This window comes from Streptomyces sp. GbtcB6 (genome assembly GCF_019091475.1).
GTDB lineage: Bacteria > Actinomycetota > Actinomycetes > Streptomycetales > Streptomycetaceae > Streptomyces > Streptomyces hyaluromycini.
Window position 1 is genome coordinate 87,714 of record NZ_JAGXJL010000036.1, and the last position, 16,271, is coordinate 103,984.

Annotated in this window: 6 protein-coding genes; 5 read left to right on the plus strand and 1 reads right to left on the minus strand. The window is 71.8% G+C overall.

Features of this window, described 5'->3' with window-relative positions; all coding sequences use genetic code 11:
* Positions 1-68: 68 nt before the first annotated feature.
* A complete protein-coding gene (locus KVT45_RS40320; protein ID WP_217554342.1) occupies positions 69-1,775 on the minus strand; it encodes a carbohydrate binding domain-containing protein in 1,707 nt (568 codons plus the stop codon).
* Between the two features lie 220 nt (positions 1,776-1,995).
* Between KVT45_RS40320 and KVT45_RS40325 the strand changes: the two genes are divergently transcribed.
* The 5 genes from KVT45_RS40325 to KVT45_RS40345 form a co-directional block, all read left to right on the plus strand.
* Complete coding sequence (locus KVT45_RS40325; RefSeq protein ID WP_217554343.1) at positions 1,996-2,649, plus strand: response regulator transcription factor; 654 nt, start codon at positions 1,996-1,998, stop codon at positions 2,647-2,649.
* A 119-nt stretch (positions 2,650-2,768) separates the two neighbouring features.
* The gene (locus tag KVT45_RS40330) at positions 2,769-3,422 is read left to right on the plus strand and encodes a response regulator transcription factor (protein ID WP_217554344.1); all 654 of its coding nucleotides are present in this window, start codon (positions 2,769-2,771) and stop codon (positions 3,420-3,422) included.
* A 1-nt stretch (position 3,423) separates the two neighbouring features.
* Positions 3,424-4,743, plus strand: a complete 1,320-nt coding sequence (locus KVT45_RS40335) for a HAMP domain-containing sensor histidine kinase (protein ID WP_254648064.1) — start codon at positions 3,424-3,426, stop codon at positions 4,741-4,743.
* Positions 4,744-4,984: 241 nt separating this feature from the next.
* Complete coding sequence (locus tag KVT45_RS40340) at positions 4,985-14,170, plus strand: non-ribosomal peptide synthetase (protein WP_217554345.1); 9,186 nt, start codon at positions 4,985-4,987, stop codon at positions 14,168-14,170.
* Between the two features lie 169 nt (positions 14,171-14,339).
* A partial coding sequence (locus tag KVT45_RS40345) for a condensation domain-containing protein (RefSeq protein ID WP_217554346.1) occupies positions 14,340-16,271 on the plus strand: 1,932 nt, incomplete at its 3' end.

Genomic DNA, 16,271 nt, shown 5'->3' on the forward strand with positions numbered 1-16,271 from the left:
ACGGACGAGGGGGCCGGTTCCCCGGGCACACGCCCGGGGAACCGGCCCCCTCATCAATGTGCCCGCACTCAGCTCAGGGTGAAGTCGTCCGCGTTGACGTTGGACTGGCCGTACCAGCCGTGGGTGTAGACGGTGACCGTTCCGCTGCTGCCGGTGGTGAAGCTGACCGTGAGCTGGTTCCAGCTGCTGCTGTTGGACCAGGTGCTCGCGGTGGCGCCGCCGCTGACCCCGAGGTAGGCGTACGGGCCCTGCACCCAGGCGGTGAGGGTGTAGGTGTGGTTGGCGGACAGGGTGACGGTCTGGTCGCATTCGCCGGTGCTGCTGGAACTCGGCGTGACCTGCAGGCTGTGGCTGCCGCTGTGGACCGGGCTGGAGACCACCGAGCTGCCGCCCGTGCAGGTCCACGGGCTCAGACTGCCGGTCTCGAAGCCCGCGTTGGTCAGCGAGCCTCCGCCGCCGCCCCCACCGCTGCCGGAAGACGTGACCGTGAGCGAGTAGGTCGCGCTGTGGCTGCCGGTGGCGGCGGTACCGGTGACGGTGATCGGGTAGGTGCCCGCGCCCACGGACGAGCCGACCGTCGCCGTCAGCGTCGAACTGCCACCGGACGTCACGGATGTGGGGCTGAAGGAGACGCTGACACCGGAGGGTGCGCCGGAGGCGGCGAGGCTGACCGACTCGGCGCTGCCGGAGGTGACGGCCGTGGCGACGGTCGCGGTCGCCGAACCGCCCTGGGCGACCGAGGCGGAACCCGGCGACAGCGACAGGGAGAAGTCGGTGGTGGTGCCTCCGCCGCTGCCCGAGCCCTCGTAGGGCACGAACGCGTCGGTGAAGGCGAGCGGGTTCTGGCTGATCTCACTGCACGTGGACAGCGAGTTGGCGCTTCCGCTGCACGGCTGGTCCCGGTTGGCCGACCAGAACGACAGCCGCCCGACACTGTTCTGCGCGGCGAAGCTCTCCACCGTCTGGGCGTCCGCGAGCGTGAAGGTGGACCCGTCGTCGTTCTTGCCGATCATCGGGGTGATGCCGAGGTTGGCGTAGGTGTAGCCGGAGTCGACGGACTGCATCTGCGCCAGCGTGGCCTTGGCCGCGGAGACCGCGGCCTGGCCCATCTCGGTGCCGGTGCCCGCGTAGTAGTCCATGGCCATGATGTTGACCACGTCGATCTTGATGCCCGCGGTCTTGGCGGCCTTGATGATGTTGACGCCGTCGCCGGTCAGCCCGCTCGTCAGCACCGGCAGGGTCATGGAGAACTTCAGGTTCGGGTTGGACGCCTTGAGGTCCTTCATCGCCTGCATCTGACGGGCCGCGGCGGCGGTGTCCGCGATGGCGGCGCCCTCGACGTCGAAGTCGAGCTGGGTGACGCCGTAGTCGTTGATGATGGCCTGGTATCCGGCGTCGATGCTGCTCTGGGTGGAGCAGGTCCAGGCGAGCGGCTCACCGCTCGCCCCGCCGGAGGAGATGATGACGGAGGCGCCCTCGGACTTCGCCCTGGCGATCTCGGGGTCGGTGTAGGAGTCGTTGCCTATGGGGAGCGTGTCGCCCCAGATCTGGGTGCAGCCTTCGCCGAGGACGAAGGCCGCCGTGTAGGCCTTGAGCCCGTGTCCGGTGATGGCGGTGTCGAGCAGTCCTTCCTGACCGTTCGACATGTCGACGTAGGGAGCGACGGAGTAGACGCTGCTCCCCGCGGCGCTGCCGGCGGGGGCCAGGGCGATGGTGACGCCGGTGGCCGCGAGTGCGAGGGCACAGGCAGAGGCCGCGAATCTTGCCAGGCGCATGACAGAAAACCCCTTTCGGGGGCCCGTGGGAGAGTGGAGAGGGGAGGGGGCGTGGAGGCTTTGGTATATACCAAACAACCGGTCAGACTCTCCGTCAAGAGGACTAGACCAACTGTTTACGTGCGGCGGAATGGCCAACTCCGCGTGGCTGGACGGCCGTTACCGGCCACCCGCGGACCCTGTTACCGCCGTGTGATCCTCCGGCTGCCAAGGTGGGGACATGCGCGTACTGATCGTGGAGGACCACCGGGATCTCGCGGAGAGCCTTGCCAGGGGGCTGCGCCGGCACGCCATGGACGTCGAACTCGCGCACGACGGCGAGCAGGGACTCACCCGGGCCGCCAGCGGCGCGTACGACGTCGTCGTTCTGGACCGCGACCTGCCGCTCGTGCACGGCGACGACATCTGCCGTGCCCTCGTCGAGCAGGGCTGCCCGTCCCGCGTCCTGATGCTCACCGCCTCCGGCACCCTCGCCGACCGTGTCGAGGGCCTCGGCCTCGGTGCCGACGACTACCTCGCCAAGCCCTTCTCCTTCGCCGAACTCATCGCCCGCGTCCAGGCCCTGGACAGACGCGACCAGCCCGCCGTGCCCCCGGTCCTCACCCGCGGCGACATCGAACTCGACCCCGCCCGCCGTACCGCACTGCGCGGCGGACGCCGACTCGACCTGTCACCGAAGGAGATGGCCGTCCTGGAGGTGCTGCTCGCAGCCGGCGGCGCCGTCGTCTCCGCCGAGGAACTCCTGGAGCGTGCCTGGGACCGGGACGCCGACCCGTTCAGCAACACCGTCAAGGTCACCGTCAGCCGACTGCGCCGCAAACTCGGGGACCCGCCCGTCATCGAGACACTGCCGCACGCCGGCTACCGGATCTGACGCCACCGCACGGTGTTGCGAGGGGCAAGGCGGTACGCCAGCCTGTGAACGGAGTAACCCGGATGTGACCCGGCGTGGGGGACCCTGCCGTCGGTGACCCGTGTTTCGTAGGGGGAGCAATGAGAGTACTGGTGGTGGAAGACCACACGGAGCTCGCGGACTCGATCACCAGAGTGCTGCGTCGCGAGGGCCTGGCCGTCGACACCGCCTACGGCGGCAGGACCGCGCTCGACCTCATCCTGGAGGTCGACTACGACGTGGTCATCCTCGACCGCGACCTCCCCGACGTACACGGCGACGAGGTCTGCGCCGAACTCGCCATCGAAGGCGTCCGCACCAAGGTGCTCATGCTCACCGCCTCCGCCTCCATCGCCGACCGTGTCGAGGGCCTCGGCCTCGGCGCCGACGACTACCTCGCCAAGCCCTTCGCCTGGGCCGAACTCCTCGCCCGCACCCGCGCCCTCGGCCGCCGCGCCCACCCGGTGCGGCAGCCCGAGCTCGTATGCGGCCCCCTGCGCCTCGACCCCGCCCGCCGCACCGCAAGCCACGCCGGCACCCAGCTCCCGCTCACCGCAAAGGAGTTCGGGGTCCTGGAATACCTGCTCGGGGCCCGCGGACGCACCGTGGCCACCGACGAACTCCTGGCCAAGGTGTGGGACGAGGTCGCCGACCCCGGCACCACCACCGTCAAGGCCACGGTCAACCGGCTGCGGACCAAACTCGTCGACCGCTCCGTGATCCAGACCGTGCCAGGAGAGGGCTACCGGATCTGACATGGCGACCACCCTCGTGACCCGTGCCCGTGCCCGGCTGCGCCGCTCGGCCGCCGTCGTCCGGGGGCGCGCCCTGATCCGCGGCCTCATGCCCCGCCGGGCCCGGGTCCGCTTCGCCATGCTCTTCGGCCTGCTGTTCATCGCCTCCGGCGCCGTCCTGCTCGGCATCACCTACCTGCTCGTCAACCGCCCCACCCACAACGTCGTCACCGCCTTCCACGTGGCGCCGCAGGGCGGTGCACAACCGCAGACGATCATCCGGCCCGGCTCCGACCCCGGCTCCGGGGCCCCACCGGACGTCACCGACTGGCTCAACGACCAGCTGAGCAAGCAGACCGCCAAGATGCACGACGCCCAGATGCACGAACTCCTCGTGCAGTCCGGCATCGCCCTCACCATCATGGCGGCGATCTCCGTCGTGCTCAGCTGGCTGCTGGCCCGCCGGGTCCTCCAGCCCATGCGCACCCTCACCGCCGGCATCTGCCGGATCTCCGCCAGCAACGTGCACGAGCGGCTCGCCGTCGAGGGCCCCCGCGACGAGGTCAGCGAACTCGCCGACAGCGTCGACGGGCTCCTCGAAAGGCTCGAAGCCGCCCTGGAGTCCCACAAACGCTTCGTCGCCAACGCCGCCCACGAACTGCGCACCCCGCTCACGGTGGAACGCGCCCTCCTGGAGGAGTCCCTCCTCGACCGCGACGCCACCGTCGAGGCGTTCCGCGAGAACTTCGAGCGCCTGCTGCGAATCAGCACACACCAGGGAGCCCTGCTGGAATCCCTCCTCACGCTGGCCGTGAGCGAACGGGGCATGGACCGCACCGAGCCCGTCGACCTGGCCGAGGTCATCGAGTCCGTGCTGCTCACCCAAGTGCCGGAGACCCAGCGGCACGGCGTACGGATCACGGACCGCACCGAACCGGCGACAGTCGCCGGCGACACCGCGCTCCTGGAGCGACTGGTCGCCAACCTGACCCACAACGCCGCCTACTACAACGTGCCCGACGGCAGCGTGGACATCACCGTCCGGCGCCACGACCGGCGCGCCGTCCTCACCGTCTCCAACACCGGCCCCGAGGTCCCGAAGGACCGCGTCGACCAGCTCTTCGAGCCGTTCCAGCGTATGCACCGCACCGCGGGCGACGGCCACCACGGCCTCGGCCTGTCGATCGTACGGGCCATCGCCTCGGCCCACGACGCCACACTCACCGCCCACGCCAGGCCGGAGGGCGGGCTCGTCGTCGACATCTCCTTTCCCCTCCTTGTCAAGGGCGGAGAACGATACGAAGGCCGACCGGAGACACGCGCCGCCATCGCGTCCAAGTGACCAGAACAGCAGGTTGGACGGCACCGTCCGATAGGTATCGTTCTGAGGGATCGACCCGGTCGTCCAACGGCCTTTGAGGGCGCTGCACCGGGAATTGACGGCGCTTCAGCGGGCATTCCGGCCCGTGGACCGGTATTCCCGGAAGCTTTCCGAGCGGAAGCTTCCTGCCTTGCGTTTCCTGCGAAATGGCGTATGGCACACCTGCATGCCCATGGCGACGGAATAAGGGTGAAGGGTAGGCATGAGCGAGCGAATCGGTGGCGGCATTCCCCTGTCCGACAGCCAGGAGGGCATCTGGCACGCGCAGCGACTGGGCGGCCCGCGTGCGCTGTACAGCGTCGGGCAGGCCGTCGAGATCACGGGCCCGCTGGACGTGCCCGCGTTCGAGGCCGCGCTGCACCGCGCGGTCGAGGAGACCGAGGTGCTGGGCCTGCACTTCACCGAGAACGCGGCTGACGGGGTGCGCGCCGTGCCGCACACCGCCCGGCGACCGGCGGCGCTGCGCATCGAGGTGCCGGACGGGGGCGGCGACCGGCGGGCGTGGATCGAGAACCGGATGCGCGAGGAACTCGCCGGTGTGGAGGATCCGCTCGGAGAACAGCTCTTCTCGCACGTGCTCTTCAGACTCGATTCCCGCAGGCACTGCTGGTTCCAGGGCTACAACCACCTCCTGCTCGACGGATATTCGTGCACGCTCATGGCGCGCCGGGTTGCCGAGGTGTATTCGGCACTCGCCGGGGACGGGGTGTATCCGGATTCCGATGACGTCTCCTTGACCGAGATGCTCGACGAAGAAGCGGAATACCGGAACTCGGTCGAATTCACCGAGGACCGACGGTATCTCTCCGGCCGATTCTCGGACCGGCCGGAATTGGCAGAGGTCCCCCGCATTTCCGGCGTCGCCGGCTTCCGCGAAGAAGCCGGCGGCGGCGCCGTACTGCGCGAGACGGGCGGTCTCGCACCCGCCGCGGCGGCCGCGCTGCGCGCCGCGGCGGACAGCGCCGGCCTGCGCACCTCCCGGCTGCTCCTCGCCGCCGCCGGCGCCTTCGTCAGCGGCCTGGCCGGGTCGGCCGAGGCGCTGCTCAGCCTGCCCGTGACCGGGCGCCTGCGCGAGAGGGACCGGCGGGCGCGCATCACCAGGGCGAACATGCTGCCACTGCGATTCCCGGTGCCGGCCGGGGCCGGTCTGCTCGACCTCGCCCGGACCGCCGACGAGGCCGTCGGCCAACTGCTCCGGCACCAGCGGTACCGGGGCGAGCGGCTGCGCAGGGAGCTGGGCTGGCCGGAGGGCGACCGCTGGCACTTCGGCCCGTACGTGAACATCCTGCCGTCGGCCGGCGAACTGGCCTTCGGCGACTGCCGGGGCGTGGCACGGGACGTGTCGACCCGCCTGGTCGAGGACTTCGGGGTGCTGATCGACCGCACGGCCACGGGCGTCGAGATCGTCGTCGAGGCGAACCCGGCACGCTACGACCGGGCGTGGGTGCGGGCGGTCCACCGGTCCCTGGTCGGTTTCGTCGAGCGGGCCGCCGACGACCCGACGGCGCCGCTGCGGCGGATCGCGACGGTGGCCGACGACGAGCGCGCCGTGGTGGTGGAGGGGTGGAACGCCACGGCGCGGGAGGAGGACGCGTCGTCGGTGGTGGAGCGGTTCCGTGAGTGGGCCGCATTGACACCCACGGCGGTGGCGCTTCGTTCTGCCGGCCGGTCGTTGTCGTATGCGGAGGTGGATGCGCGTTCGGATGTGTGGGCGCGTGGGTTGGTGGGGCGTGGTGTGGGTCGGGAGTCGCGGGTGGGGCTGTGCCTGCCGCGTGGGGTCGAGATGGTGGTGGCGATCCTGGCGGTGTGGAAGGCCGGTGGGGCGTATGTGCCGCTGGACCCGGAGTATCCCTCCGATCGGCTGGAGTTCATGGTCGCGGACAGTGGCGCCGAACTGGTGCTGGTGGTGGAGGAGACGGCCGAATTGTCGGGCGGTGAGACCGTCCTGCTTGAGGAACTGGACGGCAGCGCGGGTGAGTTGCCCGAGGTCCTGCCTGGTCAGTTGGCGTATGTGATCTATACGTCGGGTTCGACGGGGCGTCCGAAAGGTGTGGCGGTCGGGCATGGTTCGGTGGCGAACCTGGCGTCGGCGATGTGTCCGGTGCTGGGTGCGGCGCCGGGTGTGACGGCGTTGCAGTTCGCGTCGTTCAGCTTCGATGCGTCTGTCCTGGATGTGGCGGTGACGCTGGCTGCGGGTGGCACGTTGGCGATCGCGTCGGCGGACGAGCGGCTGGATCCCTCCGCGCTGGCCGGAATGCTGGAAGCTTCCGGTGTCGAGGTCGCCAGTGTGGTGCCGTCGTTGCTGGGGGCGCTGGAGCCGGGGGACGTTTCCGGGATCGGGAACTGGGTGCTGGGTGCGGAGCGGCTGGAGGCCGGTCTGGCGGCGAAGTGGCGTGATGGGGCTCGGGTGTGGAACACCTACGGCCCCACCGAGGCCACGGTCATCACCACTGCGGTTCTCCTGGAGGAGGGCATTACGGGTGAGGACGTTGGGCCGGCGATCGGTCGCCCGCTTCCCAACGTCCGTACCTACGTGCTGGATGCCTACCTGCGGCCGGTTCCTGCAGGTGTGACGGGTGAGTTGTATGTCGCGGGGGATGGTCTGGCGCGTGGGTATGTGAGTCGACCGGATTTGACGGCCGAACGGTTCGTGGCCTGCCCGTTCGGTGAGGGCGGGCGGATGTATCGCACCGGGGATCTGGTGCGGTGGCGGGTGGATGGGCAGTTGGAGTTCGTGGGGCGTGCGGATGAGCAGGTGAAGATCCGTGGGTTCCGGGTCGAACTCGGCGAGATCGGAGCCGTCCTGGCCGCTCATCCGCGGGTCGAGCGAGCCACGGCGGTGGTCCGGGACGGGCGGGTGGTCGGCTACACCGTCGGGGCCGCGGACGGCGAGGACGTACGGGCCTTCGCCGCCGCCCGGCTGCCGGAGTACATGGTGCCGTCGGCGGTCGTCGTCCTCGACGCCTTCCCGCTGACCGTCAACGGCAAGATCGACCGGGCCGCCCTGCCCGCGCCCGGCTCAAGGTCCGCCGACACGCGCGCCCCGTCGACCGAGACCGAGGAGGCGCTGTGTGCGCTGTTCGCGGAGGTGCTGGGTCTGGAGGCAGGCGCCGTCGGGGTCGGGGACAGCTTCTTCGGGCTGGGCGGCGACTCGATCACGGCGATGCTGCTGGTGTCGCGGGCCCGTCGGGCGGGTCTGGTCGTCGGTGCCCGCCAAGTGCACGAGTTGCGGACGCCGGCGCGGCTGGCCGCCGTGGTGACGCCGGTCGACGGGGTGGCGGACGGGGTTCGCCCGGCGGACTCCGCGGTCGGTGAGGTGCCGCTGACACCGGTGATGCGGGAGGTACTTGACCGGGTCGGTGCCGACGGCGTGCGCGCGGTCGTGCAGTCGGTCGCGGTGCAGGCGCCCGCGCGGCTGGACGAGGCCGCGCTGCGGGACGCGGTGACAGCTCTGACGGAACGTCATGAGGTGCTGCGGGCACGGTTGGTGGCGGACTCCGGGGTGCTGGTGGTGCCCGGGGCGGCGGGCGCGGTGCCGGTCGACGGGTTGGTGGCGCGCGTCGATGCGATCGGGCAGGATCCGGCGGCCCTGATGGATGCGGAGATCCAGGCCGCGGTGGCGCGGCTGGACCCGACGGCCGGGGTGATGGTGCAGGCGGTGTGGCTGGACGCGGGACCCCAGGTCCCCGGGCGACTGGTCGTGGTGGCCAGTCACCTGGTCGTCGACGCGGTGTCCTGGCAGGTGCTCCTGCCCGACCTGTGGTCCGCGTACGAGGCGCGCACCGGCGATCGCGAGCCGGAGCTCGAGGACGTGCCGGTGCCGTTCCGGTCCTGGGCGCGGGAGTTGGCGGTGGAGGCGGGTCGCCCGGAGCGGGTGGCCGAGCTGGAGGCGTGGCAGGCGGTGGTGGCGGGTGATGACGGCCCGGATGTGCTGCTGACGGACGTTCCGCTGGATCCGGCGGTGGATGTGGGCGCGACGGTTCGCGAGGTGTCGGTGACCTTGGCGGCGGACGTGACGGCGGCGCTGTCGACGGAGGTTCCGGAGGCGTTCCACACCGGTGTGGACGAGGTGCTGCTCGCAGGGCTGGCGGGCGCGGTGGCCGAGTGGGCCGGGCCCGGCGGCCTTCTGGTGGACGTCGAGGGCCACGGCCGGACTCCGCTGTCCGAGGGGATGGATCTGTCGCGGACGGTGGGGTGGTTCACGGACTCGCACCCGGTACGGCTGGGCGCGGACGACGGTGTGTCGGTGCCCCGGGTGAAGGAGCAGGTGCGGGCGGTGCCCGGGGACGGGCTCGGCTACGGCCTGCTGCGCCGGCTGAACCCGGATACGGCCCCGGTGCTGGCGGAGCTGCCGGCAGCGCAGGTCGGCTTCAACTACCTCGGCCGCACGGGGACCGGCAAAGGCTTCGCGGCGGGCAGCGCGGCGCAGGCCACCGTGATGCACGCGCTGGAACTCCTGGGATCCGTACGGGTGTCGGCGGACGGTCCGGTACTGGACTTGGTGCTGGCCTGGCCCGGGCGGCTGCTGCCCGAGGGACGGGCGCGGGCGCTGCTGGAGGCGTGGGCGGGCGCGCTCGACAGCCTGGTGGCGGACGTTCGGGCGGGTGCGGGCGGGCATTCGCCGTCGGACTTTCCGCTGGTGGCCTTGGACCAGGCGGCGGTGGAGGAGATCGAGGCGGCGGTTCCGGGTGTGGTGGAAGTGCTGCCGGTCGCACCCTTGCAGGAGGGCCTGCTGTTCCACTCCCTCTTCGACGAGGACGGCGTGGACGTCTACGTCGAGCAGATGGTGCTGACGCTCCACGGTGAGGTGGACGGGGAGCGTCTGCGGGCGTCGTGGCAGAGCCTGATCGATCGGCATGCGGCGTTGCGGGCCGGGTTCGTGCAGGTGGCGGGCGCGGCGGGCCCGGTACAGGTGGTCGTGGAACGCGCCGAACTGCCGTGGCACGAGGCCGATGTGACGGGACTGGACGACGACGCCGCGGACCGGGTGGCGGCCGAGGAACGGTCCACGCGGTTCGACCTCGGCGCGCCCCCGCTGCTGCGGGTGGCCCTGATCCGGACCGCTGCCGGACGGTCCCGGCTGGTGGTGACACTCCACCACCTGCTGCTGGACGGCTGGTCGCTGCCGTTGCTGCTGCGGGACCTGTGGGCGCTCTACGCGGCCGGCGGCCGGGCGGACGCGACGGGCGCGCTGGACGCGCTGGACGCGCCCGTGCCGACACGGCCGTACTGGGCGTGGCTGGCCGGCCGCGACAGCGCGGCCGCGTTGGAGGCGTGGCGGGCCGAACTGGCGGACGCCGAGGAGCCCACGCTCGTCGCACCCGGCGGCTCGGACGCGACGGGAGCCGTCGTCCTGGACCGGGTGAGCGAGCGCGCGAACGCCGACCTCGTCCGCGCGCTGGAACGGGTCGCACGCGGGGCGGGGGTGACGCTGAACACCGTGGTACAGCTGGCCTGGGGACTGGTGCTGGGCCAGCTGACGGGCCGTGACGGGGTGGTGTTCGGGACGACGGTGGCGGGTCGTCCGGCGGAGCTTCCCGGGATGGAGGCGATGCTGGGGCTGTTCATCAACACCGTGCCGGTGCGGGTACGACTGGATCCGGCCCGGTCGGTGGCCGCGGCGCTGGAGGAGTTGCAGGCGCGGCAGTCGGCGCTGCTCGACCACCAGCATGTCGGGCTCAGCGAGGTGCAGCGGGCCGCGGGCCCCGGCGCGACCTTCGACACCTTGCTGGCCTTCGAGAACTACCCGGGCGACCTGGACGCCCAGCCACTCGCCGACGGGCTCGCCCTCACGGCCACCGAGCTCCGGGAGTCGACCAACTTCGCGATGGCGCTGGGGGTCACCCCGGCCGACGGCCTCGCGATCCGCCTCGACTACCGCTCCGACGTCTTCGGACACCGAGGAGCCCGGCGGACGGCCCGCCGACTGGTTCGGGCACTGGAGCAGATGGCGGCCGATCCGCAGACACGGCTGAGCGACATCGAGCTGCTGGACGAGTCCGAGCATGCCGTGGTGGTGGAGGGGTGGAATGCCACGGCGCGGGAGGCGGGTGCGTCGTCGGTGGTGGAGCGGTTCGGGCGGTGGGTGGCTGAGTCTCCGGGTGCGGTGGCGTTGTGGTCGGGGGGTCGGTCGTTGTCGTATGCGGAGGTGGATGCGCGTTCGGATGTGTGGGCGCGTGGGTTGGTGGGGCGTGGTGTGGGTCGGGAGTCGCGGGTGGGGCTGTGTCTGCCGCGTGGGGTCGAGATGGTGGTGGCGATCCTTGCGGTGTGGAAGGCGGGTGGGGCGTACGTACCGCTGGACCCCGAGTACCCCTCCGACCGGTTGGCGTACATGGCCGTCGACAGCGAGGCGCGTGTGGTGCTGGTGACGCCCGAGACGGCGGATCGCCTGCCGGAGGATGTCGACACGGTCCGACTCGACGAGCTGGAGACCGAAGCCGACGATCACCTCGAGGGCGTCGTCGATCCGGATCAGCTGGCCTATGTGATCTACACGTCGGGTTCGACAGGGCGTCCGAAGGGTGTCGCGGTCGGGCATGGTTCGGTGGCGAACCTGGCCACCGCCATGCGCCCTGTCCTGGGTGTCGAGCCGGGTGTGACGGCGTTGCAGTTCGCGTCGTTCAGCTTCGACGCGGCGGTGCTGGATGTGGCGGTGACACTGGCCGCGGGAGGCACGCTGGCGATCGCGTCGTCCGACGAGCGGCTGGATCCCTCCGCGCTGGCCGCCATGGTCGAGGCCAGTGGCATCGGGGTGGCGAGTGTGGTGCCGTCGCTGCTCTGGGCGCTGGAGCCGGAGGCTGTTCCCGGTGTCGGGAACTGGGTGCTGGGTGCCGAGCGGCTGGAGGCCGGCCTGGCGGCGAAGTGGCGTGCGGGTGCCCGGGTGTGGAACACCTACGGTCCCACCGAGGCGACGGTGATCTCGACGGCGGTGTTGCTGCGTGAGGGCATCGTGGGCGAGGACGCGCCGCCGACGATCGGTTCTCCGCTGGCCAACGTCCGCACCTACGTCCTGGACGGACGCCTGCGGCCGGTGCCGGTGGGCGTCACGGGTGAGCTGTATGTCGCGGGGGACGGTCTGGCACGCGGTTATGTGAACCGGTCGGGCCTGACGGCCGAGCGGTTCGTCGCCTGCCCGTTCGGCGAGCGCGGCGGGCGGATGTACCGGACGGGTGACCTGGCCCGCTGGACGGCGGACGGACAACTGGATTTCGTGGGCCGGGCCGACCAGCAGGTGAAGATCCGCGGGTTCCGGGTGGAGCCGGGAGAGGTGGAGGCCGTCCTGGCCGCCCACCCGGGGGTGGAGCGCGCAGCGGTGCTGGTGCGGGACGGCAGGCTCGTCGGGTACGTCGTCGGGTACGACGTCGGCTCGGTGGACGTGAACGCCGTACGGGCCCATGCGGCGACGCGGCTGCCGGAGCACATGGTCCCGTCGACGGTGGTGGTCCTGGACGACTTCCCGCTGACCCCCAACGGCAAGGTCGACCGAGCCGCCCTGCCCGCGCCCGCCGTCGTGTCCGTCGCCACCAGAGCGCCCGGGACCTCCGCCGAGGAGGCGTTCTGCGCCCTGTTCGCCGAGGTACTGGGCCTGGAGCGGGTCGGCGTCGGGGACGGGTTCTTCGAACTGGGCGGCGACTCCATCCTGTCGATGCTGCTCGCCTCCCGCGCCCGGCGGGCAGGCTGGGCCGTGACGCCCCGCCAGGTCTTCGAGGAGAAGACCCCGGAGCGGCTCGCGCTGGTGGCGGTCGCGACCGGGGACGCATCCGAGGAGACCGAGGACGGCGGTGCCGGCGAGGTGCCGTGGACGCCGGTGATGCGGTCCATGGGCGCGGACGCGCTGCGGTCGCGGTTCGCGCAGTGGATGGCCGTGGGCGCGCCCGCCGGGCTGGGGACGGAGGTGCTGGAGGCGGCTCTCGAAGCGGTGCTGGCCGCGCACGGCATGCTCCGGGCCCGGGTCGAGGGCGGGCCCGACGATCCGGTACTGGTCGTACCGGAACCCGGCACGGTGGATCCGTACGGCCGTACGGAAGGCGTCGGCCGTGCGGAAGGCGTCGGCCATGCGGAACGCGTCGGCCGTGCGGAAGGCGTCGGCCATGCGGAACGCGTCGGCCGTGCGGAAGGCGTCGGTCGAGTCCTGCGTGTGGACGCAGGCGCTGTCTCCGACGACGGCCTGGACGACGTGGCCGGTGACGCCGCCCGGGACGCGGTCGAGCGGCTGGATCCCGCGGCGGGTGTGATGGCGCTGGCGGTGTGGGTGGACGCCGGTCCGGGCCGGATCGGACGGGTGGTCCTCGTGGTGCACCACCTGGCGGTCGACGGGGTGTCGTGGCGGGTGCTGATGCCGGACCTGCGGGCGGCCTGCGAGGCCGTGGCCACCGGCCGGAAGCCCGAAACCGTCCTGCAGCCGACCGGCACCTCCTTCCGTTCCTGGGCCCGCGGGTTGGAGCGCTCGGCGCGCAGCCCGGAACGGGCGGCGGAGCTGGACGACTGGCTGGCCCTGCTCTCCGGGACCGCCGGACACACGGTGGTGGGACCCCGTCCCCTCGACCCGGCCCGTGACACCGTACGGACCCTGTCCCGCCGCGAGTGGACGATCCCCGCCGACCGCAGTGCCGTCCTGGTCGGCCGTACCCCAGCGCTCTTCCACTGCGGGGTGCACGAGGTGCTGCTGGCGACGCTGGCCGGAGCCGTGGCACGGTGGTGTCCGAAGGCCGGTGCCGGCGGACTGCTGGTGGAGGTCGAGGCGCATGGCCGGGAGCCGCTGTCGGAGGGCATGGACGTATCCCGGACGGTGGGCTGGTTCACCGCGGTGCATCCGCTGCGGCTGGACGTGTCCGGACTCGATCTGGAGGACGCGGCGGCCGGCGGCGCCGCGGCCGGCGTGCTGGTCAAGCGGGTGAAGGAACAGGTACAGGCGGTGCCCGGGGACGGGCTGGGCCATGGCCTGCTGCGCTGGGCGAATCCCGATGCGGCACGGGCGTTGGCGGACCTTCCCGTGCCGGAGATCGGCTTCAACTATCTGGGCCGGTTCGCCGGTGCCGGACCGGGCGGGAGTCCGGTCCGTGCCTGGCAGGCGGCCGGGGACAGCGCGATGTCCGGTACGGCGGATCCCGACATGCCGGTGCTGCACCCGCTGGAGGTCGGCGCCGTCGTGGCCGACACCCCGGACGGACCCCTGCTGACCGTCACCCTCGGCTGGCCCGCAACGCTGCTGGACGGGAGCCGGGCCGAACACCTCGGCCGGGCCTGGCTGGAACTACTGGAGGGGCTCGCCGCGCATACCGCCGATCCGGCGGCCGGCGGCCACACCCCCTCCGACTTCGCGCTGCTCGATCTCGACCAGGACGAAATCGAGGCCCTGGAGTCCGAGTTCGCGGATGACCACGGCTGATGTGCGTGTCTTCGACCCATGGCCTCTGACCTCTGACCTCTGACCTCTGACCTCCGATCTTCGACCCCTGACCCCTGACCCCTGACCCCCTGCCCTTACCCCCCTGACCTCTGACGCTCTGTCCGCGCTGCCGAACCGAAGCTGTGACCGCTGTGAGGAGACCTACGCGATGACCCGGACTCGGACCGCCATCGAAGACATCTGGCCGCTGTCCCCGCTGCAGGAGGGGCTGCTCTTCCACGCGGCCTTCGGCGAAGGTGCGTCCGACGTGTACGCGGGACAGCGGGCCCTCGCCCTCGACGGGCCGCTGGACGCCGACCGTCTGCGCCGCTCCTGGGAGGGCCTGATCGCCCGCCATGGCGCCCTGCGGGCGGGCTTCCGCCGGCGCAGGTCGGGCCAGGCGGTGCAGGTCGTCGCCCGGCATGCCGAACTCCCCTGGCAGGAAGCCGACCTGAGCGGCCTGCCGGAGGCCGAGGCGGAGGCCGAGGCGGCCCGGCTGTCCGCGGCCGAGCTGTCGGTCGGCTTCGATGTCGCGCGCGGCCCGCTGCTGCGGCTGCTGCTGATCCGCCTCGGCGAGCGGCGGCACCGGCTGGTGATGACGACCCATCACATCGTCCTCGACGGCTGGTCGTTGCCCATCCTGGTGGACGAACTGTCGACGGTGTACCGGGCCGGAGGCGACGTCGGGGCACTGCCCCCGATTCGCTCCTACGGCGACTACCTGGCCTGGCTGGGCCGTCAGGACCGGGAGGCGGCGCGGACCGCATGGCGCGCGGAGCTGGCGGGGGCGGACGAGCCCACCCTGGTCGCCCCGGCCGACCCCGCACGGACGCCGCTCAGGCCCGAGGCCGTGCTCGCCGAGTGCAGCGCGGAACTGACGTGGGCGCTGGACACGCTGGCCCGCGAGTGCGGTGTCACCATGGCCACGGTGGTGCAGGCCGCGTGGGCGATGGTCCTCGCCCGGCTGGCCGGGCGGCAGGACGTGGTGTTCGGCACCACCGTCGCCGGGCGTCCCACGGACCTGCCGGGTGCCGACTCGCTGGTCGGCCTGTTCATCAACACGCTGCCGGTCCGGGTCGAGCTGGCCGGGGGCAGCACCGTCGCCGAACTGCTTTCGACGCTGCAGGCGCGCCAGGTGAGTCTCCTGGGCCACCAGCACCTCGGACTCACCGAGATCAGGCAACTCGCCGGTCCGGGAGCGGAGTTCGACACGCTGGTGGTGTACGAGAACTATCCGCGTTCGGCGGCCGCGGAGCCGGACGGACCTGACGCCCTCACCATCCGGCTGGACGGCAGGACGAGGGACGCCAGCCACTATCCGCTCGGCCTGATCGTCGCGCCGGGTGAGCGGATGGAGCTGCAACTCGACCACCGGACAGACCTGTTCGACCGGGCCGACGCCGAGCGGGTGCTGGCCATGCTGCAACGGGTACTCGAAGGGTTCGCGGCCGACCCGCACGCGCCGCTGGCCCGCCTCGAACTGCTGGCCGACGACGAGTTGGCCCGTGTCATCCGTGACTGGCAGGACATCCAGCCGGAAGCACCCTCCGGGACGCTGCCCGACCTGCTCACGGGGCAGGCGCGCCGGACGCCGGATGCGATGGCCCTGGACTCGGACGAACGGACGCTCACCTACGCAGAGTTGGAGGACGAGGTGGGCCGCCTGGCGCGGCACCTCATCGCCCTGGGAGTGGGACCCGAGCAGCGGGTCGCCGTGGTCGCCGAGCGGTCCGCGGGCACGGTGGTGGCGCTGCTGGCGGTGTCGATGGCCGGCGGGGCCTTCGTCCCGCTGGATCCCCGGCACCCGGCGGACCGGCTGGCCCTGGTGCTCGAGGACGCCGACCCGGTTGCGGTGCTGTGCACCGAGGCCGGCCGCACGGTGTTGCCCGAGCACGCCCGGGAGCGGGCGATCGCCCTGGACGACCCGGAGGTCGTGGCGGCGGTGGCGCGGCAGACACCGGGCCCGGTGACCGACGCCGAGCGTACGGCGCCGCTGCGTGTCACCAACGCCGCATATGTCATTCACACGTCGGGTTCGACGGGGCGGCCGAAGGGTGTGGTGGTGTCGCATGTGGGGTTGGTGAATTTGGCGTTGGCGCAG

Coding starts and splice junctions, on each gene's coding strand:
- KVT45_RS40325 (WP_217554343.1), top strand. CDS start 1,996: ATGCGCGTACTGATCGTGGAGGACCACCGGGATCTCGCGGAGAGCCTT.
- KVT45_RS40330 (WP_217554344.1), top strand. CDS start 2,769: ATGAGAGTACTGGTGGTGGAAGACCACACGGAGCTCGCGGACTCGATC.
- KVT45_RS40320 (WP_217554342.1), bottom strand. CDS start 1,775: ATGCGCCTGGCAAGATTCGCGGCCTCTGCCTGTGCCCTCGCACTCGCG.
- KVT45_RS40335 (WP_254648064.1), top strand. CDS start 3,424: ATGGCGACCACCCTCGTGACCCGTGCCCGTGCCCGGCTGCGCCGCTCG.
- KVT45_RS40340 (WP_217554345.1), top strand. CDS start 4,985: ATGAGCGAGCGAATCGGTGGCGGCATTCCCCTGTCCGACAGCCAGGAG.